Consider the following 26,426-nt stretch of genomic DNA (forward strand, 5'->3'; position numbering starts at 1 on the left):
TATCAAGTGGGAAGAATTATCGCAATAGCCAACCAGAAGGGTGGCGTAGGAAAAACTACAACTGCAATCAATCTTGCGGCATGTCTTGCAAAAAAAGGAAAGAAAGTCTTAGCAATTGACATGGATCCACAGGGGAATATGACCAGTGGACTTGGAGTTGATAAGAATTCCCTTGAGTACAGTGTTTATGATATGTTAAACGGTGACTGCAATTTAGGCGAATGTATGCTTATCGACGTTTACCCTGATATCAAAGGACTGAATCTTCTCCCAGCCAGCAGAGAGCTTGCAGGTGCAGAAGTAGAATTTGTTACAGTGGAAGATCCACAGTATATTCTTAAAAACCATATCAAGAATGTAAGACGTAAATTTGATTATATTATCATCGACTGCCCTCCTGCTCTTGGAATGTTAACAGTAAATGCCTTAACAGCAGCCAATACTGTATTAGTTCCAATTCAATGTGAGTTTTTTGCATTAGATGGATTATCCCAGTTAATTTATACCGTTAATCTGATACGGAAACAATTAAACAGACTACTTACGATTGAAGGAATTGTATTTACCATGTACGATTCCCGTACCAATCTGTCAATGCAGGTTGTAGATAATGTAAAACAAAATCTGAATCAGCATATTTACAACACTATTATTCCAAGAAATGTTCGTCTGGCTGAATCCCCAAGCTATGGAATGCCAATCATTGCATATGATCCACGATCTGCCGGAGCTGAACATTATATGATGCTGGCTGATGAAGTCATAGCAAATGATTATTACAAATAGAAAGAAATCAAATGACTCACAGGAGGAAATAAAATGCCTGTAAAAAAAGGCTTAGGCAGAGGTCTGGATCAGTTAATTCCTACAAATGATCCACCAAAGAGTAAATCAAAATCTGCTTCCAGTGGGACAACAAAAACTGTCACAAAAGAAGTTGTGAAGGAAGTTGTAAAAGAAGTAGAACAGAAAATTAAAATAACACAGATTGAACCAAACCAATCACAGCCAAGAAAGCAATTTGATGAAGATGCTTTACAGGAACTGGCTGATTCTATCAAACAATACGGAGTGTTAGAACCTCTTATTGTAACAAAAAAAGGAAAATTCTATGAGATTATTGCCGGTGAAAGAAGATGGCGTGCTGCCAGGATGGCCGGAATAAAGGAAATACCTGTTGTAATCCGAGAATACACAGACCGTGAAATTATGGAGATCTCTCTCATAGAGAATATTCAGCGTGAGGACCTGAATCCGATTGAAGAAGCAATGGCATATGAAAGTCTTATCAACGAATATAGTCTTACACAGGAAGAAGTAGCTGAAAAGGTTTCAAAGAATCGTTCAACGATTGCAAACTCTCTTCGACTTCTGAAATTATGTGATGAAGTTCGTCAAATGATCATTGAAGACAAGCTGACAACCGGACACGCCAGAGCGTTAATTCCGATTGAGGATGCTGCTCTACAGACAGAAGCTGCAAACTTTATATTTGATAATAAATTAAGTGTTCGTGATACAGAAATCTATGTCAAGAAACTACTTAGTGCACCAAAAAAATCAAAACAGAATAATGTAGATACAAAAGATCTTTCTATCTTTTACAATGATATTGAAAGCCGTCTGAAAAATATTTTGGGTGCAAAGATTGAAATCAAATCAAAAAACAATGATAAAGGAAAAATTGAAATAAATTATTATTCTCAGGAAGAATTGGAAAGAATAACAGAGATGTTATATTCTATTCACAGAGAATAATTGGAAAGGAAATATCAGAATGAACAGTTCTTTACTAGATAAGATTGGTATTGACCCTGCCATTATTTTAATCATACTTCTTGTACTCGTCATCGTTTTATTTGGACTTGTATTCTATCTTATGGCGAATATAAAGAAAAGAAATAAAGATATCAAACGCCTTTTAAGTGGTAAAACGGCAGGTGATATGGAAGAAATTATATTGGATCGATTTGCTGAAATGGATGCTGTGAAGAACAATTCCAAGCGGCTTACAAAAGAACACAAAGAGATCCAGGAAACACTTGCAGCATGTATCAGCAAAATCGGACTGGTCAAATATGATGCATTTGAGGGAATGGGCGGAAGTCTAAGCTTCGCAGTTGCATTTCTAGACAGTCGTAACAATGGTGTAGTTTTAAATTGTATGCATTCCAGAGAGGGATGCTTTGCTTATGCAAAAGAATTGATCAAAGGTGAATCCTATGTAGCTCTTTCTGATGAAGAAAAAGAAGCCATTGAACGTGCAAAAACGCTTGATGAAGAGATTGCTGATATTATGGAAGAAGAATAATAAATCATAATAAAAAACAATTAAATATAATTAAATATGATTTAAAACAATTAAATACAATTGAATATAATTAAAAATAATTATAATTGACTATAGTCAAAAAATATAAAAGCATGTGAGAATAAGTATAAACAACCTTATTCCATATGAACCAGGAGGAATATCAAAAAATGATAGACATTAAATTTTTAAGAGAGAATCCAGATGTAGTAAAACAGAACATTAAAAACAAATTTCAGGACAGCAAACTTCCACTTGTTGATGAAGTAATTGACCTTGATGCCCAGGCAAGAGCAACTCAGCAGGAGGCTGACGATCTGAGAGCAAATCGTAATAAGCTCTCCAAACAAATCGGTGCATTAATGGCACAGGGCAAAAAAGAAGAAGCTGAAGAAGTAAAAAAACAGGTAACAGAACAGGCAGAACGCTTATCTGAATTACAGGAAAAAGAAACTGAACTTCAGGCAAAAGTAAAAGAGATCATGATGGTAATTCCAAATATCATTGATCCATCTGTTCCTATAGGTAAAGATGATTCCGAAAACGTAGAAATTGAACGTTTTGGTGAGCCGGTTGTTCCTGATTTTGAGATTCCATATCACTCAGAGATCATGGAACATCTTCATGGACTGGATCTTGATTCAGCAAGACGTGTAGCAGGAAATGGTTTCTACTATCTGATGGGTGATATCGCAAGACTTCATTCTGCTGTTATCTCTTACGCAAGAGATTTCATGATTGACAGAGGATTTACCTATTGTGTTCCTCCTTTCATGATCCGAAGTAACGTCGTTACTGGTGTTATGAGCTTTGCAGAAATGGATGCCATGATGTATAAGATTGAAGGCGAAGACCTTTACCTGATCGGTACATCTGAACATTCCATGATCGGTAAATTCATCGATCAGATCATTCCGGAAGAAGAACTTCCAAAGACACTTACAAGCTATTCGCCTTGTTTCAGAAAAGAAAAAGGTGCTCATGGTATTGAGGAACGTGGTGTATACCGTATTCATCAGTTTGAGAAACAAGAAATGATCGTTGTCTGCAAACCGGAAGAAAGCAAAATGTGGTTTGATAAATTATGGCAGAACACCGTTGATCTCTTCCGTTCACTTGATATTCCTGTACGTACACTGGAATGCTGCTCCGGTGATCTCGCAGATCTGAAGGTTAAATCACTGGATGTAGAAGCATGGTCTCCACGTCAGAAGAAATACTTTGAAGTAGGAAGCTGCTCAAATCTGGGTGATGCTCAGGCAAGAAGACTTCAGATCCGTGTAAAGGGTGAAGACGGTAAGAAGTATCTTGCACATACCTTAAACAACACAGTTGTTGCTCCACCTAGAATGCTGATTGCTTTCCTTGAGAATAATCTTCAGGCAGACGGCTCTGTAAGAATTCCGGAAGCACTCCGTCCATACATGGGTGGAAAAGATAAGATTGAAGCTTAATTCCATATTTATTAATTAAATATACTTTTTTGACCATAGTAAAATAATTTAAGAATCAGAAAGGAGGTGTCTGTGTGCACAGTTATTTACGTTCCATTGGATTTTCCGACATTAAAAACAGACGGCAGTTAACTCCAATCACAAAGGAGATCATTGCCAACCCAACAACAAAAAACATTGTAACTGTTGATGCAGACACCCGTCTGGTTCAATTAAATAAGGACTTTGGAAAACACTTCGGTATCTCTCTTGTCGGAGAAATGGACATCGATAATACCATTTCATTTGAATACTATTTTCCCTATGTCCGCAGTTCTTTCATTATGAATCAGGAACGGATCTATATAGAAAAACATGGTGATAAAGAATCCTATGCCGGTGTCTGTGAAGACTATAATCTGGGCATGACACTTATCTTCTTTCTGACAAATATTTCTGATTATGCAAATACAAAATGGATGAACTATTCCAACCATCTGATCACTAAGGCTTATATGTCCGGACTGTCAACAAGCGGCAAAGTTATTCTTGATATTGAACAGATTCCACCTGCAAACAGAGAACATAAATGTTCCTCTGTTAATCGAAACAAACTGATCGAAGCTGCCAGACAAGGAGACCGTTCCGCCATGGAAAGCCTTACATTAGATGATATGGATATCTATACACAGGTAAGTCGCCGTGCACATTACGAAGATATCCTTTCTATCGTAGAAACGAATTTCATGCCATATGGCATTGAAACAGAACATTATTCTATCATAGGAAATATTCTGGACTGCAGCCTGTGCGAAAACGATTATACAAAGGAACCTGTATACCTTCTGAATGTGGAAACAAATGAAATGCTGATGGCTATAGCGATCAATGAAAAAGATCTGCTCGGTACACCTGCTCCAGGTCGCCGGTTCAAAGGCGAAATCTGGCTCCAGGGAAATGTTATTTTTTAAGAAATTGACATTTCTTACATTCTTGGGTATCATAGTAATGTTGGGTTTATAATATATTTTCCCCTTCTGCATTTGTAGCTCAGCAGGATAGAGCGTCCGCCTCCTAAGCGGAAGGCCGTGGGTTCGAATCCCGCCAGGTGCATTTTAGCGCATATAAATTAATTTGAAAGTATACGACAGTTATTTTCATATAACAAATCAAAGGATCAATACACATGAACTATATCGTAATGGATCTTGAGTGGAATCAAAGTTATTCCGGTCATATCGGAGAACATCCCCGAATGCCGTTTGAAATAATCGAAATCGGTGCGGTTAAAGTAGATAAGAACTATCGCATCATTGATGAATACTCCAGTTTGATAAAACCCCGGATCTATAAAAAATTACATTCAAAAATCAGAACCATTTTAAATTATGATGAAACGGATCTGGCAAAAGGAAGAGGATTTAAAGAAGTCTGTACGGAATTTCTGGAATGGTGCGGTAAAGATTATATCTTCTGTACCTGGGGTCCCATGGACCTTACCGAATTACAGACAAATATGGCTTTCTACTATATGGACAAGCTTCCTCGTCCTTTGAAATTTTTAAATCTTCAGCAGATATATGCAAACATGGTCGACCCAACCGGTTCTACCGTCAGTAAACTGGAAAAAGCAGTTGCAGATTTTAATATACCGGAAGATGAACCTTTTCATTCTGCTGTAAACGATGCCAGATATACCGCTCTTGTTTTAAAAGAGATGCATCCAAGAAATTTAAAAGATTTATACAGCTTCGATCTGTATATTCATCCTACAAAAAAGGAAGAGGAAATTGTAGCCATACATAATAATCAGTATGAATACATTACAAGAGAATTTTCAAGCAAGCAGGAAGCAATGGACGATAAAGATATTGCCTGTATAAGATGCTACAAATGTAACAAGAAGATCAATAAGAGGCTTGAATGGTTTTCAAACAGTCCGTCTTCTTACATCTGTGCAGGGAAATGCTGGCACCATGGTTATTTCAGTGGAAAGATAAAATTTAAACCACTTGATAACGGAAAATACTATGTTGTTAAAACAATTAAACCAATAGATAAAAACGGTGTTGAAGCTATCAAACAAAAACAGACAGAAATTCGAGAGAGACGTAAAGAAAAACGGCACACTCGTGCTACAAGATAATATTCTAACATTTGATAATAAAACGAACAGATCATTTTTCTGTATATTTTCCTAATAAAAATGGAGCAGGTTTACAAATACCTGCTCCATTTTTATATAATGTCTTTCATTGATATTATATATTTTTCATTTCTACTATACTTTTTTATTTTTCTTTCAATCCAAGAGGCTTCTTTGTCGCTGTTCCTGCTTTTCTTGGATACTCCTCCGGTGTTGCTGCCATCTTCTTTACAAATACAAAGCAACGCTCCATATCCGTATCAGGTATCGTTGTATGGAAGATATTCTCCACCTGTCCTCCAAGGATACGAATCGCCTTTTTTCCTGCATGTATCTCTTCATCCAGTCCGGATGCCTTATATGGAATAAAATATCCACCTGTCTTAACAAATGGCATACAAAACTCTGATAAAGAGGATAAATTTGCAACCGCTCTTGATACCGCAAGATCATACTTCTCACGATACTGTACATTTCTTCCACCATCCTCAGCTCTGCTGTGAATAGCTTCTATATCGTCCATCTCAAGTGTCCGGATAACCTCATTTAAGAACTTTACACGCTTATTCAGGGAATCCATTAATGTTACCTTTAAACCCGGAAAAGCGATTTTAAGCGGTATTCCGGGAAATCCTGCTCCGGTCCCTACATCTATGACTGATAAAGATTCATCCAGCTTTTTATATTTTGCAAGCAGAAGACTATCTGTAAAATGCTTTATAATGACATCTTCCTTCTCTGTGATAGCTGTCAGATTCATAACCTTATTCCACTCTACCAAAAGCTCATAGTATCTCTGAAACTGCTCTAACTGATGATCATTTAATTCAATATCTATCTTCTTTACTACTTCATATAGTCGATCCATATTTATGGTATCCTTTCTATATATTTCTGAACATATATATTACATCTCAAATTATATGCTTTCAAAAATAACACTTACCTACAGATAATTTTATATTATCTTCATATCTGCTTTTTTATTTATTTTCTGATTCTACGTCATGCTGCTTCATCTTCAGATAAACCAGCAACACAGATATATCTGCCGGTGATACACCGGAGATTCTGGATGCCTGACCGATATTTTCCGGCTTGATATCCTTTAACTTCTGTCTGGCTTCTTTTCGAAGATTCGATACATCATCATAATTCAGATCAGCCGGGATCATCCTCTTTTCCAGCTTTTTAAACTGATGTACCTGTTCTGTCTGTCTCTTGATATATCCTTCATACTTGATCGATATATCAATCTGTTCGATCACATCCGCAGGCAACGGATGTCTGTCCGGATCAATCGGTACAATCTTCTCATAAGAAAGTTCCGGTCTGCGGATCAACTCTGCAAGACTTACTGCTGTCTTTAACTCCGTTGTCTCCATAGAACGTAAGAATTCCTGAATCTTACTGTTTCCGCCAACCATGGTTTCATTTAAACGCTTTGTTTCTTCTTCGATCATTGTACGTTTCTGACAGAATTTCTCATATCTCTCATCGTCGATCAGACCGATTTCATGACCGATATCGGTCAGTCGAAGATCCGCATTATCCTGTCTTAACAGCAGACGATATTCTGCTCTGGAAGTCATCATACGGTATGGTTCTTTTGTCTCCTTTGTAACCAAATCATCGATCAATACACCGATATAAGCCTGTGAACGATCCAATACAACAGGCTCCTTTCCAAGTACCTTTCTGGCTGCATTGATACCTGCCATAAGACCCTGCGCTGCTGCTTCCTCATAACCGGAGCTTCCATTTAACTGACCTGCGCCAAATAAACCTTCCACATCCTTAAATTCCAGTGAATGTTTCAAATTGATCGCACTGATACAATCATACTCGATCGCATAAGCATTTCTTACGATCTTGACATTCTCAAGTCCTTTCATGCTCCGTATCATCTTATACTGAACATCCTCCGGAAGAGAACTGGACATTCCGCCCATATACATCTCATTTGTAAATTCACCCTCCGGCTCTATAAAAATCTGATGTCTCGTCTTATCCGGAAACTTCATAACCTTGTCTTCGATCGAAGGACAGTATCTTGGTCCTGTGCCCTCAATCACACCGGAAAACAATGGAGAACGGTTGATATTCTCACGAATTATCTCATGTGTCTCCTCATTTGTATAACAAAGCCAGCAGGATACCTGATCCCGCTTGATATCTTCTTCTGTATTTGTAAAGGAAAATGGAACGATATGCTCATCACCCTTTTGTTCCTCCATCTGAGAGAAATCGATTGTCCTCTTATCCAGTCTTGCAGGTGTACCTGTCTTAAACCGGCGGATACCGATTCCGGCTTCTTTCATGGAATCAGACAAATGATTGGCTGCCATAAGTCCATTTGGTCCTGTATGATTTACGACATCTCCATAGATACATCTTGCTTTCAGATAAGTACCTGTACAGAGAACAACTGCCTTTGCATAATAGGTTGCACCGGAAAATGTCTTAACACCCTTAACAACGCCATCTGTTACCATCAGCTCTGTTACCTCAGCCTGACGTAATACCAGATGATCGGTATTCTCTAATGTATGTTTCATTGTACGGGAATAATTTGACTTATCTGCCTGCGCACGAAGAGAATGAACAGCAGGTCCTTTTGATGCATTTAACATTTTGGACTGAATATAAGTCTTATCAATATTTTTACCCATCTCTCCACCAAGTGCATCCAGTTCTCTTACCAGGTGTCCTTTTGAGCTTCCGCCTACATTTGGATTGCAGGGCATCATGGCAACACTGTCCATACTCACTGTAAACAGAATTGTTTCAAGTCCAAGACGGGCAGAAGCAAGTGCAGCTTCACAGCCTGCATGACCGGCACCCACAACTACCACATCATAATTTTCTTCAACCACTGGCATTTATCCATCCTCCTATTTACCCATGCAGAATTCTTCAAATATCTTATCTGCAAGATCATCTCTGTTCGTTTCTCCTATAATAAGCCCCAGATGTTCATAAGCATCCATCAGGTCGATTGAGAAGAAATCCTCCTCCATACCCATATCAATGCTTTCTCTTACCTTTAAAAGGCTTTCTCTAGTCTTCATCAGTTCTTCTTTATGTCTCGCATTTGTAATGTACAACTGGTCATTATACTCCAATTCGCCGGAAAAAAATTTGTCATTTAACAGATTATATAATTTTTCTTTTCCATCTCCTGTAGAAGCAGATAACTCTACAATATCACAACCAAGCTCGCATGTTATCCACATTTTATCCACAACTGTTTGTAAGTCATTTTTATTCATAATGGCAATAACATTTTTGCCCTTAATCTCTGATATTATCTGCTTATCGTTGTCATCTAACGGTACAGATCCATCGATCACATATAAGATCAGATCTGCCTGTGATGCAAATTCCAGTGCCTTATCCACACCCATCTTTTCCACAATATCTTCGGTATCCCGGATACCTGCTGTATCCACAATGTTCAGTATAATACCATTTATGTTGACAACTTCCTCTAAGGTATCTCTTGTCGTTCCTGCAATATCCGTAACGATTGCTCTGTTTTCTCCCAGAAACATGTTGAGAAGTGAGGATTTTCCTGCATTTGGCTTACCTACGATAACCGTCTTGATTCCCTCTTTTAAGATCCTTCCATTATCAAAAGTTTGCAGTAATTTATCCACATTATCACCCAACTTATCCACAATTGTCTGTAGTTTCTGTGGGTAACCATCCAGACTGTAATGTTCCGGATCATCAAGTGCTGATTCTATAAACGCTACATTATATAAAATCTGTTCTCTCATATCTATGATCTGATTCTTCAGATCACCACGAAGCTGCATAAGAGAAGATTTCACCGCAAAATCATTCTTGGCACTGATCAGATCCATGACGGATTCTGCCTGTGACAGATCGATCCTTCCATTTAAGAATGCCCGCTTGGTAAATTCTCCCGGTTCTGCGAGTCTTGCACCATTTTTAATTACTGCAGCAAGTACATTCCTTAATACAACCATTCCGCCATGACATTGTAACTCACATACATCTTCACAAGTATAAGTATGTGGAGCACGCATCAGAAGCAGAATACCCTCGTCCAACTCTTTATCGCCATCATATACCTGTCCAAATGCTGCTGTGTAGCTTTTCATGCTTTCTATTTTTTTCTCTTCATTTGCCGGCCTGAACACCTTTGAAGCGACTTCAACTGCATTCTTACCACTGATCCTTATAATACCAACCCCGGCATTTCCCATACCGGTTGCGATCGCTGCGATCGTATCATTCACAAGCATATGATTTCTCCTGTTTCTATCTGATCAATATTCTATATATCATTCACTGACATAACAAATAACATATATTATCATATCATTTTATTTATACTAACATACTTTTAGATAATACACCTATACATACTTTTTTTCTATCCCTAAAAAAAATTTCCGGAAGCCGATTCATCAGAGCCGTTACCCTGATTCTTCATTTTCCGGAAATCATATTTTTCAGAAATTCATATTTACATATGTTTTTCTGTTTTTAAACAAGTATCTGTTAGCAAAATACTTTATTATTTGTTATTTCTGTCGTATTTCTTTAAATATACAATAACCTTACGATATGGTTCTTCACCCTCGCTTCTTGTAGATACATACTTATCATTCTGTAAAGTAGCGTGGATAATTCTTCTCTCATAAGGATTCATTGGTTCAAGTGCAAATGAACGCTTTGTTCTCTTTACCTTGAATGCAATGTTCTTGGCAAGATTTTCAAGAGTTTCTTTTCTTCTTGCTCTGTAATTCTCTGTATCAAGCTTTACTCTGATATAAGAGTCGCTCTTCTTGTTTACTGCGAGACTAATAAGATACTGAAGTGCATCTAATGTCTGACCTCTCTTACCGATCAGAATACCCATCTCCGGTCCTTCTACATCGATATCAAGAAGATTGTCTGTCTCGTTAAACTCGATCTTGATGTCAGCCTGAATATCCATAGCCTTGAATAATGTTTCAAGATATTCTCTTACATCATCCACAAATGTTTTCTTCTTTCTGGCACTGATGACAAATGGCTTTGAACCGATCAGTCCAAGAAAACCTGTGCTTCCCTCACTGACTACATTATATTCCAGGTCTGTACTGGCACATCCAAGCTCAACGCTTGCCTGCATAAGTGCCTCATCTAAAGTTTTACCTTTAAATTCTACAAACTCCATTATTTATTTCCTCCCTTATCATTACTCTTATTCTGATACTGAAGCATGATATTTGCTTTGGAACCAATGCTTCCAGATTTGTAATGAACATTGTTTTCTGACTGTTTCACTTCATCAACTGTCGGATTCGTATAACTTTTCAGTCTTGAAGATGCCATTTTGTTAATACTTTCAGACTGGGTGCTATCTGAACTTACATTACCATTCTGAGCGTCCATCATTTTCTCATAAAATGACTTCTTACCGGGATGCTTTGCTTCTTTCTTTGCCTGCTTCTTAGCTGCTTTTACTCTACATTTCTCAAGAACTGCTTCTTTATCACACTTCTTATAATAATTGTTGATAATAAGCTGTGTAATAATCGTGATAACAGAACCTATGATCCAGTAAAGACCAATAGCGATTGGCAAATTAATACAGATAAATAATGACATAAGCGGCATACCGTAAGTCATCATATTCATCATACTGTTTGCCTGTGCTGCTGTAGGATCATTTGAATTTGTGTTAGAAGCACTCATGCTGATCTTTGAAGATACAAACTGCAATATTGCTGACAGGATTGGAACAATCAGTGCTGCTGAAAGCTTCAGTCCGGGAGCATCTGCAATATTCAGATTAAATAAAAATCTGTTCATATTCTCAAAGTTCTGAATATAATCTGCTTCTTTTCCACTTGTAAATCCAAAAATATCCTGTAACTGTGACCAGTCATGTGTGGATATCTTATCTAATACATCAATTACCTTATTATTTGTAAGATCTCCATTTGATGCAGCCGTCATCATCTGCTTTGCAGCAGTAACTGCTGTAGAAACCTGACCTTCCTTATCTGTTACAACTGCATTGATAATATCATAGTAATTTGCACTGGAATCAAGTCCCATTGCCTGTAACTTGGAAGCATCGATCTTATCGATAGCTACACCCTGCATACTTGTTACGATTGCATCATACTTGCCCTTCATATCTCCTACATAAGCAGGGATATTCTGGATAACACGGTACAAACCATAGAATACAGGAAGCTGGATCAGAGTTGGCAGACATCCGGATGTAAGACTTACACCATACTTCTTCTGGATTTTCTGTGTCTCCTGCTGCTTCTTCATCAGGGATTCCTGATCTGTTTTATTGTTATACTTCTTTGTTGCCTTATTAATCTCCGGCTGGATAAAACTCATAATCTTAGAAGATTTCTGCTGCTTGAAATTCAATGGAAACAAACAAGCTCTTATGAAAAACGTAAATAAGATAACGCAGATACTAAGATTAACATATCCTATTCCCATGCTGTTACTGATAATCTCGATCAATTTATACATCAGATCGAAAATCTTACCGAATAACCAACATATCGGTCCTAAGATCAGACCGTCTTCTACTGTTAGAAACATCTTGTCCTCCTTTATGGAACGGGATCATATCCTCCTTTAGAAAAAGGATTACATCTAAGTATTCTCCATACAGCCAGGAGGCCACCTTTTATCACTCCATACTTTTCCAAAGCTTCGATCGCATATTGTGAACAGGTTGGAAAATACTTGCAGGTAGGATGTCCTTTTAACATGGACAAATACCTCTGATAAAATCTGATTAAACCAATTAACATTCTTTTCATTTTTAATTTTCACCATCTCTGACTATCGTCAGCTTCTTCAGCCTGAACAGATGCATCATAGCACTTTCTATCTCATGATACCCCTTGTCCTTCGCTGTTACTCTGGCAACGAACACAATGTCATAACCACTGCAAATACAGTCTTTGTTTAATCGATAAGCTTCTCTAATCAATCTGGTTACCCTGTGTCTTACCACACTGTTACCAACTTTTTTACTAACAGAGATTCCAAGTCTATTGTATTCCAAGCTGTTGGCTCTCAGATACATAACTAAATATTTATTGGCTACCGAATCCTTTGTGTTATAAACACTGCCAAACTCTCTGCTGTTTTTTAACGTAATAAAATTACTCATAACATAACCACCAAATCATTGATTGAAAATTAGAAAAACTAAAAAAGGCCACAACCTTGTGACCTATGCTGATAATTTCTTTCTACCCTTAGCTCGTCTAGCGGCCAATACCTTTCTGCCATTAGCAGTGCTCATTCTCTTTCTGAAACCATGAACCTTTGATCTCTGTCTCTTTTTAGGCTGGAAAGTCATCTTCATATCTACACACCTCCTTTATTTATTATGACCATGATTTATCCACATCCATTCGTTTCCTCTGTTTATAACAGACCCAAACGAACACATACAGATACCTACAAAGTCCTTGCATATTATAAATAAATAACCCCATACAGTCAAGTTTTTTTTGAATTTTTCCTTTAAAATCAAGGGTTTTCATATCATAAAACACTTAGTTAGAAAAATGTGATTTTATATTTTTCAAAAATTGGTGTCTATATAATTTTCAAATACAAAATCTAGTGGTTTTTCTTTTTCTCCACATTTATCCATTGATATGAACTTTACCATAATCAATTTACATAATGTTATCCACAAATTGTGAATAACTTGTGGATAACATCTTGATTCATTGTTTTCTTTCTTCCATAAATCCATATTTTATCTTATTTTTTGATGTTCACAATTTATAAGGTAACATTTTTTTTACTTAACATAACAATACTTTTTCATAATTATTATGTAACTTATACACCTTCTTTTTCAAAACAGTTTTTTAACATATATCAAAATGAGTTTCTTCCTATTATATAAAAAATTTTTCTCATATGTCTGTCAGAGGGTAATAAAACTTGAAAAAATGGTCATTTTGTTATAAGATATAAATACGTGGTTCTATGCCTATAACTCCATAGACACAACGACTGGACGGAAAGGATTTTCGGAAGAATGGAAGAATTAATTTTATCAAAATGGGACGAGATACTCTCTCTTCTCGAGACAGAACATGGATTATCCCCTATTGTTGTTAAAACATGGATCAAACCTTTGAAGTTATATTCTGTCGAAGGAAAAAAACTGTATTTTGCAGTTGATGATAGTATGGGTTCAAGAGCCATCGATTTTATTAATAAAAAAATGTACGATATGTTCCTGGTTACTTCTATAAAAGAAGTGCTGGATGACGATTCTATCGAGATTGTAATTGACGTAGAAAGTAATCTGAACAAAACCTCCAAAGAAGAGGTTACCAAAGAAGAATACAACGAAGCGATCACCAAGAGCAATCTCTATCCCAAATATACATTTGATACATTCGTTGTAGGTGAGAGCAACAAGCTCGCTCATGCAACATGTCTTGCTGTCGCAGATTCACCGGGACTGGACAAATTCAACCCACTGTTTTTATATGGTGGAGCAGGTCTTGGCAAAACACATCTGATGCAGTCGATCGCACATTATATTTTACAGCATAATAAGAATATGAAGGTTCTCTATGTACCTTCCAATAAATTTACAAATGAAATCGTAGAAGCGATCAAGAAAAACAAAACCGACGAGTTCCGGGAAAAGTACAGAACCGTTGATGTATTACTGATCGATGATATTCAATATCTTATCGGTAAAGAGAGTACCCAGCAGGAATTCTTTGATACCTTCAATGCACTTCACGATGAAGGAAAGCAGATCATTCTGTCATCGGATAAGCCTCCTAAAGAAATTAAAACTCTGGAAGAGCGTTTCCGTTCCAGATTTGAATGGGGAGTGCCGATCGATATTCATGCTCCTGATTATGAAACCAGAATGGCAATTCTCAAAAATAAAGTTGAGATGAACGGATACAAGAATATCAGTGACAACATTCTGGAATATATTGCAAATAACGTTACCTATAATGTAAGAGAACTGGAAGGAGCATTAAACAAGATCAGTGTATATGCCGAACTTGGAAATGTTACGATCACAGAGGATCTTGCAAAGAATATATTAAAAGATATGATATCCAAGGAAACCAACGTTACGATCACACCTGATCTTATCATTAATACCGTTTCCGAACACTTAAATATCAGTGTTGATGATATCAAATCTTCAAAACGTAGTCAGGATGTAGCCAATGCAAGACAGATATCCATGTATCTATGTCGTAAATTTACAACAAAGGGATTAAAGAGCATCGGAGATGTATTTGGCGGTAAAGACCATTCGACTGTTTTAAGTAATATCAACAAAGTAGATAAGAGGATTGAAAGTGATCCTGAATATGCAGAGACGATTGATGTCATTATCAAGAAACTCAGTCCTCACAGCTAATGTTATTTATATGTGGATGAATGTCTGTACTATTGTTATGAAATGTTAGTATCTGACAATTCAATCAATTCAGACGATTTTCAAATGTTTATAAGTCCACTTACAATAACATTGAATATCAGGAAAATTAACATAGACACATAATTGATTTCATAAGAATTTATAAGGATATTTTGAAGTTTCAACAAATCCACACCTACTACTACTGTTATTACTACTTTTATTATTAAATATATATCTACAGACAACCGGGAAAGGAGTTTATAAACAAAATGAAGATTTCGTGTATGAAGGGAAAATTGATGCAGGGAATTAGTAATGTATCAAAAGCTGTATCTACAAAAACCACACATCCAATTCTCTCATGTATTTTCATTGAAGCTGAAAATGGAAATATAAAACTCACAGCAAATGATATGGAAATTGGAATAGAATCTTATGTTGAAGGAACTGTTATCGAAGAAGGAAAGGTTGCAATCGAAGCAAAGCTTTTATCGGACATCGTAAGAAAGCTTCCGGATAGTGAGATACATATGGAAACAAATGAAGATTTCAAGACAACTATCAAATGTGAGAAATCATTATTTACCATTGCAGGAAAATCAGGAGAGGATTTCTCCAGTCTTCCGGTTGTTGAAAAATCCAAATATATTACAATTTCACAGTTTACATTAAGAGAGATTATCAACCAGACGATCTTTTCAATTTCAGACAGCGAATACAATAACGTTATGACAGGTGAATTATTTGAGGTTTCTAATAACAGACTTCGTGTTGTAGCTATTGACGGACATCGTATCGCTATCCGTAATGTAGAATTAAAGGATGAGAGTCAGGATGTGAAGGTTATCGTTCCTGGTAAGGCACTCAGTTATATTAGTAAGATTGTAAATGGTGGAGTAGATGATGATGTAAATATCTACTTTGCAGATAATAATATATTATTTGAATTTGACAGAACAAAGGTTGTATCTCGTCTGGTAGAAGGTGAATTCTTTAGAATTGATAATATGTTAAATGTTGATTATCAGATCAAGTTCACTATCAACAAGAGAGAATTTCTTGACTGTCTGGATCGTTCATCTCTTCTAATCAAAGAATCAGATAAGAAACCAATCAAGCTCACGATAGAAGATAACATGTTATATCTGAAGATAGATTCTCTGATCGGTTCAATGAATGAAGAGATAGAGATTCATAAAGAGGGAAGCAATATCATCATTGGATTCAATCCAAAATTCTTAATGGATGCGATCCGTGCAATTGACGATGATGATATTACTATATACATGAATAATACAAAATCACCTTGTGTAATCAAGGATGAAGAAGAGAATTATATTTATCTGATCCTTCCAATGGGTATCGGAAGCAGATAATCCAGGATTGGAGATAAGAAAAAATGGAAATAATCAAGCTGAGAGATGAATTTATAAAACTAGGTCAGGCATTAAAGGCAGCCGGTTTTGTAGAGTCAGGAGTAGAAGCAAAAGAGGTTATATCTCAGGGTCTTGTTATCGTAAATGGTGAGATTGAGACCAGAAGAGGAAAAAAACTGTATGATGGAGATGAAGTAGAATTTGATGGAGATAAGATTAGTATCCAGAAATAATTCTACACATGTGGCTGGTAGATAGTATGTATGTTGAATCACTGAATATTAACAACTATAGAAATTATGATGAGTTATTCATTATGTTTGATAAGAATACCAATATTTTATATGGCGATAATGCACAGGGAAAAACAAATATACTGGAATCTATTTATATGGCAGCTACAACTAAGTCCCACCGTGGAAGTAAGGATCGGGAAATCATAAAAATAGGTGAAGAAGAGTCACATATACGTCTTTGCATCAAAAAAAGTGATATAAGTCATCGGATTGATATGCATTTGCGTAAAAGCAAGAATAAAGGAGTTGCTATAGATGGACTGCCTATCAGACGTACAACTGAACTTTTTGGTTTATTAAATGTGATATTTTTTTCGCCGGAGGATTTATCTATCATAAAAAACGGTCCTTCTGAGAGAAGAAGATTTCTGGATCTGGAGTTGTGTCAGTTAAGCAGATTGTATTATCAGAATCTGTCTTCCTATTCCAAGATATTGAATCAGAGAAATAATCTGTTAAAGCAGATTGCTTATAATAAAAGTCTGATGGATACTTTAGATGTATGGAACATGCAGCTTGTGGATTACGGAAGAAAGGTTATAAAAGAAAGACAGAATTTTATAACGATGTTAAATGATCTGATCGGAGAGATCCATTTGAAGCTGACTTCCGGAAAAGAAAAGCTGGAGATCATCTATGATAAGAATGTTGGTGAAGATGAATTTCAACAGGTGTTGTCAGATAAGGTTCATGTAGATCTGAATTATATGAGCACCCAGACAGGACCTCACAGAGATGACATCATGTTTATGATAAACGGAATCGATGCAAGAAGATTTGGATCACAGGGACAGCAGAGAACAGTCGCTCTTTCTTTGAAAATCGCAGAGATAAAGTTGGTAAAGAATATTATAAATGATAATCCGATACTTCTCCTGGATGATGTTATGTCAGAGCTTGACAGCAGCAGAAGAGAAGCGTTGTTAGAGGAGATCAAAGATATACAAACAATTATAACCTGTACAGGTTATGATGATTTTATAAAAGAACAAGTAGTGATCAATAATGTGTATCATGTTACAAACGGAACCGTTACGAAGATATAAGTTTTGTTTGTTATGGAATATTAAGGAGGAAAAAAATGTCAAATAATTATGATGCTGAACAGATACAGGTTCTGGAAGGACTTGAAGCTGTCAGAAAAAGACCGGGAATGTACATAGGAAGTACGTCTACAAGAGGATTGCATCATCTTGTTTATGAGATTGTTGATAATTCTGTAGATGAAGCTCTGGCTGGTTATTGTAATCACATAGAAGTTTTTATTAACTCTGATAATTCCATAACGGTTGTTGATAATGGACGTGGTATACCTGTAGGTATTCAGGAGAAGACGGGAAAATCAGCACTGGAAGTAGTATTTACCGTTCTTCATGCCGGTGGTAAGTTTGGCGGTGGAGGATATAAGGTATCCGGTGGTCTTCATGGTGTAGGTGCTTCTGTTGTAAATGCTCTTTCTGAATGGTTAGAGGTCGAAGTTACAAGAGATGGTCATATATATAAGCAGACTTATAAGCGTGGTAATGTAGACAGTGCATTGCAGATCATTGCCGATGCACCAGAAGATAAATCAGGAACAAAGGTAACATTTCTTCCGGATAAGACGATATTTGATGATTGGATCTATGATTATGATACATTACGGACAAGACTTCGTGAGACAGCATTCCTTACAAAGGGTCTGAAGATTACATTAACAGATTTTCGTGTAGATCCTCCAAAGGAGAGACATTTCCATTATGAGGGCGGTATCAAAGAGTTTGTTGAATACATGAACAGACACAGAGAAGCACTCTATGACAAGGTAATCTACTGTGAGGGACTCAAGGATGGTGTATATGTAGAAGTTGCTATGCAGCATAATGATTCCTATAACGAAATGATACACAGTTATGTAAATAATATTAATACACCGGAAGGTGGTACACATTTAACAGGTTTTAAGGCAGCCATTACCAAGATTTTCAATGACTACGCAAGAAAGAATAATCTGTTAAAAGAAAAAGAGGATAATCTGTCCGGTGAAGATCTGAGGGAAGGTATGTCTGCGATCGTATCTGTAAAGATCGGTGAACCTCAATTTGAAGGTCAGACAAAGCAGAAGCTTGGAAATTCAGAAGTAAGACCTGTTGTAGAAAGTATCGTAAGTGAACAGCTTACTTATTTCTTAGAGCAGAATCCGAATATAGCAAAAATAATTATAAATAAATCTGTAATGGCTCAGCGTGCGAGAATTGCAGCAAGAAGAGCCAGAGATGTAGCAAGAAAAGCAAATCTTGCAGATAATATGGCACTTCCTGGAAAGCTTGCAGATTGTTCCGATAAAGATCCGAAGAATTGTGAGATCTACATCGTAGAGGGAGATTCCGCCGGTGGTTCTGCAAAGAAAGCAAGATCCCGTGCAACACAGGCTATCCTTCCACTCCGTGGTAAGATATTAAACGTAGAAAAAGCAAGAATCGACAGAATCCTTGAGAATGCCGAGATCAAAGCAATGATCACAGCATTTGGTACAGGTATTCATGAGAATTTTGATATTGATAAGCTCAGATATAATAAGATCATTATTATGACAGATGCCGATGTAGATGGTGCTCATATCGCAACCCTGCTTCTGACATTTTTCTATCGGTTCATGCCGGATCTGATTCGAAAAGGACATGTATATTTGGCACAGCCACCACTTTATAAGTTGGAGAAGAATAAAAAAATCTGGTATGCCTACAGTGATGATGAACTGAACAGTATCTTGAATGAAGTTGGACGAGATCAGTCAAATAAGATCCAGCGATACAAAGGTCTTGGTGAAATGGATGCAGAACAGTTATGGGAGACAACCATGGATCCGGAAAAGAGAATTTTATTAAAAGTTGCGATTGATGATGATGATGAATCAGAGATTGATATGACCTTCAATGTACTGATGGGAGATAAAGTTGAACCTAGAAGACAGTTCATAGAGACAAATGCCAAGTTCGTTAAGAATCTTGACATTTAAACGAAAGGGAGAAGAACATGGATGACGATAAGATTTTTGACAAAATAAGTGAAGTCGGACTCAAAAAGACCATGGAGCGGTCTTATATAGATTATGCCATGAGTGTTATTGCAGCACGAGCACTTCCTGATGTAAGAGATGGTTTGAAGCCTGTTCAGCGAAGAATCCTTCACTCAATGATAGAACTGAACAACGGTCCGGATAAGCCACATCGTAAATGTGCCCGTATCGTCGGTGATACCATGGGCAAATATCATCCACATGGAGACAGTTCCATTTATGATGCTCTCGTAAAACTGGCTCAGGACTGGAATACAAGATATCCATTGGTAGATGGTCATGGTAACTTCGGTTCAGAAGATGGTGATGGCGCTGCTGCGATGCGATACACAGAGGCAAGATTATCAAAGATCAGTATGGAAATGTTAGCTGATATCAATAAAGATACAGTTGATTTTGTACCAAACTTTGATGAGACAGAAAAAGAGCCAACGGTACTTCCATCACGTTTTCCTAACCTATTAGTAAATGGTACAACGGGTATCGCAGTTGGTATGGCTACCAATATTCCACCACATAATTTGAAGGAAGTAATCGGTGCAACCGTAAAAATCATTGATAATCGTATAGAAGAGGACAGAGAAACCTCTATTGACGAGATCATGCAGATCATAAAAGGACCTGATTTTCCTATGGGAGCAGAGATCCTTGGTCGTCGTGGAATCGAAGAAGCATACAGAACCGGTCGTGGTAAGATCAAGGTTCGTGCCGTTACAGATATCGAGGCAATGCCAAATGGTAAGCATAAGATTGTAGTAACGGAGCTTCCATATATGGTAAATAAAGCTTTACTGATCCAGAAGATCGTAGAGCTTGTAAAGACCAAACGTGTAGAGGGAATCACGGATGTAAGAGATGAATCATCCAGAGAAGGTATCCGTGTTGTCATCGAATTAAAGAAAGATACAAATGCAAATGTACTTCTGAACCAGTTATATAAGCATACACAGCTTCAGGATACATTTGGTGTTAATATGCTGGCACTTGTAGATGGTGTTCCAAAGATCTTAAATATCAGCCAGATGCTCGGATATTATCTGAAGCATCAGGAGGATGTCGTAACCAGACGTACAAAGTATGATCTGAATAAGGCAGAAGAACGAGCACATATCTTACAGGGATTGTTGATCGCACTCGATAATATCGATGAAGTTATCAACATCATCCGTAGTTCCAAGAGTGTACAGGATGCGAAGAATGCATTGATCGAACGATTCGGACTGACAGAGGTTCAGGCACAGGCAATCGTAGATATGAGACTTCGTGCTCTGACAGGTCTGGAACGTGAGAAGTTAGAGGCAGAATATAAAGAACTGATGGATAAGATCAGTTATCTGAAAGCAATTCTTGCAGATGAGAAGAAATTACTTGGGGTTATCAAAGATGAGCTTCTTGTTATTTCTCAGAAATATGGTGATGAGAGAAGAACCGCACTCGGCAGAGATGTTGACGAAGTAACAGACGAAGAACTGATCGAGAGAGAAAATATCGTTATAGCCATGACAAAGCTCGGTTATATCAAGCGTATGCCGGAAGATCTCTTCAAGGCACAGAATCGTGGTGGTAAGGGTATCCGTGGTATGCAGACGATCGATGAAGATTATATTGAGAATCTGATCGTAACAACGACACATAATTATCTGATGTTCTTTACAAATACCGGTAGAGTATACCGTCTGAAGGGATATGAGATACCGGAAGCAGGAAGAACAGCCAGAGGTGTTGCAATCGTAAACCTTCTTCAGCTTCAGGCAGGTGAGAAGATCACAGCAGTCATTCCGTTAAAGAGCTACGAGGATGGTAAATATCTGTTCATGGCAACCAGAAATGGTATGGTAAAGAAAACAGATATCTTAGAATATCAGAATGTGAGAAAGACAGGACTTACAGCTATTGTTCTGCGTGATAATGATGAACTGATCGAAGTGAAAGCAACAAATGGAGATGATGATATCTTCCTGATTACAAAGAATGGTATGTCGATTCGTTTTAATGAAAAAGACGTCAGACAGACCGGAAGAACTTCCATGGGTGTAAAGGGTATCCATCTTGGAAAAGATGATATCGTAATTTCCATGCAGATGAGTTCACAGGGAGAAAAGATCCTGCTTGTTACCGAAAATGGTATGGGTAAGCGGACACTGATTTCAGAATTTAGCGTACAGAACCGTGGAGGTAAAGGTGTTAAATGTTATAAGATCACTGAAAAAACAGGTGATCTTGTAGGAGCGAAGATCGTTACCGATGAAAATGATGTTATGATCATTACCACAGAAGGAATCATTATTCGTACAAGCTGTGATGGAATATCCACACTTGGACGAGTAACCTCCGGTGTAAAGATTATCAACCTGAACTATGATAATAATGTCAAGGTAGCATCTATGACAGAAGTACAAAAAGAAGAATTTGACGATGAGGATCTAAAAGGAGAAGGTCCGGAAAAAACGGAAGATACAGAAGCAGCAGAAGAACAGTCATCAGAAGAGTAATATAAAAGGTACCGGCTGAATAAGATCAGCCGGTATTCATAAAGAAGGTAAAAAGTTACTAAAAATTGGAGGTGGGATATGCCAGCTAAAATATATTTGGGGTTGTATAATGCTATCAACGGCATTGTATTTAAAACAGCAACAACAGAGGCAACAACGGAAGCACAGAATATTATTACCAAAAATGACAGATTAAGTAAATTTTTGGAATCATCCAATAATACGGCAGGTCTTTCCAGTTATATTATGGATATCCTGTATATAATGATCGTACTAGTCATTGCACTGGCATTTCTGACACTGATGGCTCATATATACAGATATATGAAACGAAGAAAAGATCCATATTACAAAAAGAATGATGATGATTTTCTGGATAACTAAAAAAAGAGGATAAGAAAATGCGTACAATTAATACAGATGAGATTATTCAGACTGTAAAAGAAATGTGTATTGAGGCAAATCTGAAGCTGTCAGAGGATATGGAACAGGCAGTCAGAAATGCTGCAGAAGAAGAGGACAGTGTACTTGGAAGACAGATTCTTTCGCAGTTATGTGAGAATTTGGATATAGCAGCAGAGGATCAGATACCGATCTGTCAGGATACAGGAATGGCGGTATTTTTCATTAATGTCGGACAAGATGTTCATGTAGAAGGCATGAATCTGACTGATGCAGTGAACGAAGGAGTCAGACAGGGATATACAGAAGGATATCTTCGTAAATCTGTTGTAAGAGATCCGCTGATCCGTGAAAATACAAAGGACAATACACCGGCAATCATACATTATGATATTGTACCGGGCGAAAATATAGAGATTACGATTGCACCAAAGGGATTCGGAAGCGAGAATATGAGCCGTGTGTTCATGTTAAAGCCTGCCGATGGAGAAGAAGGCGTAAAAGCAGCCGTTCTTCAGGCAGTCAAGGATGCAGGTCCAAATGCATGTCCTCCGATGTTTGTAGGTGTAGGTCTGGGCGGAGATTTTGAAATGGCTGCAAAGCTTGCAAAGAAAGCTCTTACCAGAAAAGCCGGAGAACATTCACCATATGAGCATATTGCAAGAATTGAAAATGAAATTCTGGATGCCGTTAATCATACAGGAATCGGACCGGGTGGTCTGGGCGGTAAGACAACAGCACTTGCAGTTAATATCGAGACTTATGCAACACATATCGCAGGTATGCCACTTGCAGTAAATATGTGCTGTCATGTCAACAGACATGTAACGAGGATTCTGTAATGAATCTCAAAAGCTGTCATTAAGGTCAATATATGGCAGATATGAATTACAGAATTTATTTTATAGAAGAATAAAAAGAGAGAGATGAGAAAAATGGATAAGCATATTACAGCACCATTTGATAAAAAACAGGTTGAAGACCTTCATGCAGGAGATTATGTATATATATCAGGTGTGATCTACAGTGCCAGAGATGCTGCACATAAGAGAATGTATGATACATTGATCGAGAATGAAAATGATGAATCAAAGCTTCCAATTCAGTTGGAAGGAAATGTAATCTATTACCTGGGACCAACACCTGCAAGAAAAGGTCAGGTCATCGGATCGGCAGGACCAACAACCAGCAGTCGTATGGACAAATACACACCACTCATTCTTTCAAAAGGTTTGAATGGAATGATCGGAAAAGGAAAGAGAAGTCAGACAGTTATTGATGCCATCGTAGAAAATAAGGCAGTATATTTTGCTGCGGTAGGCGGTGCAGGTGCACTCCTTTCCAAATGTATCAAGAAATCAGAGGTCGTTGCATATGATGATCTGGGAACAGAAGCCATCCGTAAGATGACAGTTGAAAATCTGCCTGTTATTGTAGTAATTGACAGCAAAGGAAATAATCTGTATGAAACAGCGGTTGCAGATTATCTGAAACAGCAGGAATAATATAGAATAAAGCTGTTTTCGTTCTATTATATCAAAATTGATATATTAAAGAATTATAATAGGGATATTCACAGCTATACATAATTATGTGCATCAGGTTACAATAGCATTGTGATGTTCAAAGCCATTTAAATAGTAAATGTTTAAGAGAGATGCGCTGGGATGTTCCTGGCGCATTTTTTCCGTAAAAAAGGAGAGTGATGGATATGGGTAAGAACAAAAAGAAAAAAGAAAGTTATTATGATGCAGACCAATCCGGCAAAAAATTTGGTAAATGGAATTTTATCATGCTGGCAGTAATCATCGTAATAGAAGCAGTATTATATTATGTATTAACGCCGACAATCAATTTTCATAGTGTTGAATTCTGGATATGGATGATCGTAACAGTTGTTGCACTTTTTATTTGTACATTGAATTTAAAGGCAGAACAGATGGATGATATGCCTGTATCACCAAAACTGACGAAGATATTTGGTATTGTGATCGGAATCATGATCCTAGCAGCACTTGTTGGATGGATCGGATCATCTAAATTATTTGCAGCTTCCAAATATGCCGGCCTGATCCAGATTGAAGATGGAAATTTTGAGACGGATATTGTTGAGAGCAAAGAGATCAATGATATAGCACTGATGGATACAGATACGGCAGTTATTATTGGTGAACGTGCAATCGGTTCTTTATCTGATGTGGTCAGCCAGTACGAAGTAAGCAGTGACTACAGTACGATCGATTATAATGGAAGTCCGATGAAGGTAGCAGCTCTGGAATATGCCGGATTCATCAAATATATGAATAATAAAAAGAGTGGTATACCGGGATATGTACTCGTCGATCCGGTAAAGAATGAAGCAAAATATGTAAAGCTTGAAAAACCAATGATCTATTCACCTTCTGCATATTTTAATCAGAATCTTTATCGTCATGTGCAAATGGCATATCCGACGGCTATGTTTGAAGGCTTTTATCTGGAATTGGATGATAACGGAAATCCATATTATATCTGTCCGTTACTTACATCAAATGCAGGTTTGTTCGGTGCAAAGGATGTAAAGGGCGTAGTAATCTGTAATCCATGTACCGGTGATACTGAATATTATGAAGTCGGTGATGTACCAAAATGGGTAGACCGTGTCTATGACGGAGATCTTGCATGCAGAAAATATGACTGGTACGGAAAATTATCCGGTGGCTACTGGAACAGCGTATTTGGAAACAAGGGATGTAAAACGACAACAGATGATTATGGTTATAAGGTAATGAACGGAGATGTGTGGGTATACACAGGTGTAACTTCCGTAAATGGAGATGAATCCAATATCGGTTTTGTTATGATCAATCTTCGTACCGGAGAAAGTAAATATTATTCGATTGCAGGTGCAGAAGAACATTCGGCAATGGCATCCGCAGAAGGACAGGTACAGCACCTTGGATATAAAGCATCTTTCCCTTCATTAATAAATATTGGAGGTATTCCTACTTATATCATGGTATTAAAAGATAACGGTGGTCTTGTCAAAATGTATGCACTGGTTGACGTCGAGAAATACAACATCGTAGCAACCGGAAATACACAGAGAGAAACACTGGCATCTTATAATAAACTGCTGGCACAGAATGGACTAAAGACAGGCAAAGATCTGTCCGATGATCTTCCAAACAAGCAGATCACTGTCAAAGATATCAAATACATTAATCTGGAAGACAGTACCTATGTCTATATTACAGATGAAAATGGAAATGTCTATAAACAGGATTTTGCAGAAAATGAAAGTCTGATCTTCATTCAGCAGGGCGATTCAATCAAGGTATTCTATCAGGAAGGAGAGGATGCAATCAATCAGTTGGTCTCGTACGACAAATAAATCATTTAGAAAAAAATACTGTATAAAAATGAAATGCTTTGAATGCGTACACTTATATAAAGTACATGCAAGGTGTATTTAAAATCTGTGTAAACGTGTACAAACTGCATAA

At 37.3% G+C, this 26,426-nt stretch carries 24 protein-coding genes and 1 tRNA gene; 17 read left to right on the forward strand and 8 right to left on the reverse strand.

Annotated features, from left to right (window positions below; genetic code table 11):
• The first annotated feature begins 6 nt into the window (after nt 1-6).
• From OCV60_RS01450 to OCV60_RS01480, 7 genes are all read left to right on the forward strand, one after another.
• Nucleotides 7-786: a ParA family protein gene (locus OCV60_RS01450; protein WP_021944277.1), complete on the forward strand. Its 780-nt coding sequence runs from the start codon at nt 7-9 to the stop codon at nt 784-786.
• A gap of 33 nt (nt 787-819) precedes the next feature.
• The gene (locus OCV60_RS01455; RefSeq protein WP_262529103.1) at nt 820-1,758 is read left to right on the forward strand and encodes a ParB/RepB/Spo0J family partition protein; all 939 of its coding nucleotides are present in this window, start codon (nt 820-822) and stop codon (nt 1,756-1,758) included.
• A gap of 19 nt (nt 1,759-1,777) precedes the next feature.
• Nucleotides 1,778-2,311, forward strand: a complete 534-nt coding sequence (locus OCV60_RS01460; protein WP_021944275.1) for a DUF4446 family protein — start codon at nt 1,778-1,780, stop codon at nt 2,309-2,311.
• 170 nt (nt 2,312-2,481) lie between these two features.
• Nucleotides 2,482-3,765 carry a serine--tRNA ligase gene (gene serS / locus OCV60_RS01465; protein WP_118675628.1) on the forward strand — a complete coding sequence of 428 codons (1,284 nt, stop codon included), beginning with the start codon at nt 2,482-2,484 and terminating at the stop codon, nt 3,763-3,765.
• A gap of 74 nt (nt 3,766-3,839) precedes the next feature.
• Nucleotides 3,840-4,715 carry a DUF3881 family protein gene (locus OCV60_RS01470; RefSeq protein ID WP_117784575.1) on the forward strand — a complete coding sequence of 292 codons (876 nt, stop codon included), beginning with the start codon at nt 3,840-3,842 and terminating at the stop codon, nt 4,713-4,715.
• Between the two features lie 68 nt (nt 4,716-4,783).
• Nucleotides 4,784-4,857, forward strand: a tRNA-Arg gene (locus OCV60_RS01475).
• Between the two features lie 73 nt (nt 4,858-4,930).
• On the forward strand, nt 4,931-5,890 hold the full coding sequence (locus OCV60_RS01480) for a 3'-5' exonuclease (RefSeq protein WP_021944272.1): 960 nt from the start codon (nt 4,931-4,933) through the stop codon (nt 5,888-5,890).
• A 145-nt stretch (nt 5,891-6,035) separates the two neighbouring features.
• On the opposite strand, the gene rsmG is transcribed toward OCV60_RS01480, so the two are convergent.
• From rsmG to rpmH, 8 genes are all read right to left on the reverse strand, one after another.
• Nucleotides 6,036-6,758: a 16S rRNA (guanine(527)-N(7))-methyltransferase RsmG gene (gene rsmG / locus OCV60_RS01485; RefSeq protein ID WP_262529104.1), complete on the reverse strand. Its 723-nt coding sequence runs from the start codon at nt 6,756-6,758 to the stop codon at nt 6,036-6,038.
• A 115-nt stretch (nt 6,759-6,873) separates the two neighbouring features.
• A complete protein-coding gene (gene mnmG / locus OCV60_RS01490; protein WP_262529105.1) occupies nt 6,874-8,772 on the reverse strand; it encodes a tRNA uridine-5-carboxymethylaminomethyl(34) synthesis enzyme MnmG in 1,899 nt (632 codons plus the stop codon).
• A 12-nt stretch (nt 8,773-8,784) separates the two neighbouring features.
• Nucleotides 8,785-10,164 carry a tRNA uridine-5-carboxymethylaminomethyl(34) synthesis GTPase MnmE gene (gene mnmE / locus OCV60_RS01495; protein ID WP_262529106.1) on the reverse strand — a complete coding sequence of 460 codons (1,380 nt, stop codon included), beginning with the start codon at nt 10,162-10,164 and terminating at the stop codon, nt 8,785-8,787.
• A gap of 275 nt (nt 10,165-10,439) precedes the next feature.
• Nucleotides 10,440-11,084, reverse strand: coding sequence for an RNA-binding cell elongation regulator Jag/EloR (jag, locus tag OCV60_RS01500; RefSeq protein WP_118482950.1), 645 nt, complete (start codon nt 11,082-11,084; stop codon nt 10,440-10,442).
• The gene (locus OCV60_RS01505; protein WP_262529107.1) at nt 11,084-12,481 is read right to left on the reverse strand and encodes a YidC/Oxa1 family membrane protein insertase; all 1,398 of its coding nucleotides are present in this window, start codon (nt 12,479-12,481) and stop codon (nt 11,084-11,086) included. Before OCV60_RS01505 ends, jag begins: the two co-directional genes overlap by 1 nt.
• Nucleotides 12,482-12,492: 11 nt before the next feature.
• On the reverse strand, nt 12,493-12,705 hold the full coding sequence (yidD, locus tag OCV60_RS01510) for a membrane protein insertion efficiency factor YidD (protein WP_084770674.1): 213 nt from the start codon (nt 12,703-12,705) through the stop codon (nt 12,493-12,495).
• A gap of 2 nt (nt 12,706-12,707) precedes the next feature.
• Nucleotides 12,708-13,061, reverse strand: a complete 354-nt coding sequence (gene rnpA / locus OCV60_RS01515; RefSeq protein WP_021944266.1) for a ribonuclease P protein component — start codon at nt 13,059-13,061, stop codon at nt 12,708-12,710.
• A gap of 63 nt (nt 13,062-13,124) precedes the next feature.
• Entirely contained in the window at nt 13,125-13,259 is a 135-nt protein-coding gene (gene rpmH, locus OCV60_RS01520; RefSeq protein WP_004852723.1) for a 50S ribosomal protein L34, read from the reverse strand.
• Between the two features lie 690 nt (nt 13,260-13,949).
• Here rpmH and dnaA point away from each other — a divergent pair.
• The 10 genes from dnaA (at nt 13,950) to OCV60_RS01570 (ending at nt 26,314) form a co-directional block, all read left to right on the forward strand.
• The gene (gene dnaA / locus OCV60_RS01525) at nt 13,950-15,314 is read left to right on the forward strand and encodes a chromosomal replication initiator protein DnaA (RefSeq protein ID WP_021944265.1); all 1,365 of its coding nucleotides are present in this window, start codon (nt 13,950-13,952) and stop codon (nt 15,312-15,314) included.
• Between the two features lie 272 nt (nt 15,315-15,586).
• The gene (gene dnaN / locus OCV60_RS01530; protein WP_021944264.1) at nt 15,587-16,693 is read left to right on the forward strand and encodes a DNA polymerase III subunit beta; all 1,107 of its coding nucleotides are present in this window, start codon (nt 15,587-15,589) and stop codon (nt 16,691-16,693) included.
• 23 nt (nt 16,694-16,716) lie between these two features.
• Nucleotides 16,717-16,926 (forward strand): RNA-binding S4 domain-containing protein, encoded by a 210-nt coding sequence (locus OCV60_RS01535; RefSeq protein ID WP_008401671.1) that lies wholly within the window; start codon nt 16,717-16,719, stop codon nt 16,924-16,926.
• 26 nt (nt 16,927-16,952) lie between these two features.
• Entirely contained in the window at nt 16,953-18,035 is a 1,083-nt protein-coding gene (gene recF, locus OCV60_RS01540) for a DNA replication/repair protein RecF (protein ID WP_117808131.1), read from the forward strand.
• A 35-nt stretch (nt 18,036-18,070) separates the two neighbouring features.
• Nucleotides 18,071-19,987, forward strand: coding sequence for a DNA topoisomerase (ATP-hydrolyzing) subunit B (gene gyrB, locus OCV60_RS01545; protein ID WP_117784569.1), 1,917 nt, complete (start codon nt 18,071-18,073; stop codon nt 19,985-19,987).
• Between the two features lie 17 nt (nt 19,988-20,004).
• On the forward strand, nt 20,005-22,539 hold the full coding sequence (gene gyrA, locus OCV60_RS01550; RefSeq protein WP_262529110.1) for a DNA gyrase subunit A: 2,535 nt from the start codon (nt 20,005-20,007) through the stop codon (nt 22,537-22,539).
• A 78-nt stretch (nt 22,540-22,617) separates the two neighbouring features.
• On the forward strand, nt 22,618-22,923 hold the full coding sequence (locus OCV60_RS01555; protein WP_021944260.1) for a hypothetical protein: 306 nt from the start codon (nt 22,618-22,620) through the stop codon (nt 22,921-22,923).
• A 17-nt stretch (nt 22,924-22,940) separates the two neighbouring features.
• Complete coding sequence (locus tag OCV60_RS01560; RefSeq protein WP_117784567.1) at nt 22,941-23,783, forward strand: fumarate hydratase; 843 nt, start codon at nt 22,941-22,943, stop codon at nt 23,781-23,783.
• Nucleotides 23,784-23,876: 93 nt separating this feature from the next.
• A complete protein-coding gene (locus OCV60_RS01565) occupies nt 23,877-24,446 on the forward strand; it encodes a Fe-S-containing hydro-lyase (RefSeq protein ID WP_262529111.1) in 570 nt (189 codons plus the stop codon).
• A 206-nt stretch (nt 24,447-24,652) separates the two neighbouring features.
• Complete coding sequence (locus tag OCV60_RS01570; protein WP_262529112.1) at nt 24,653-26,314, forward strand: hypothetical protein; 1,662 nt, start codon at nt 24,653-24,655, stop codon at nt 26,312-26,314.
• Nucleotides 26,315-26,426: the final 112 nt, after the last annotated feature.

It is taken from the genome of Coprococcus ammoniilyticus (genome assembly GCF_025567345.1).
Taxonomy (GTDB): Bacteria; Bacillota; Clostridia; order Lachnospirales; family Lachnospiraceae; genus Coprococcus; species Coprococcus ammoniilyticus.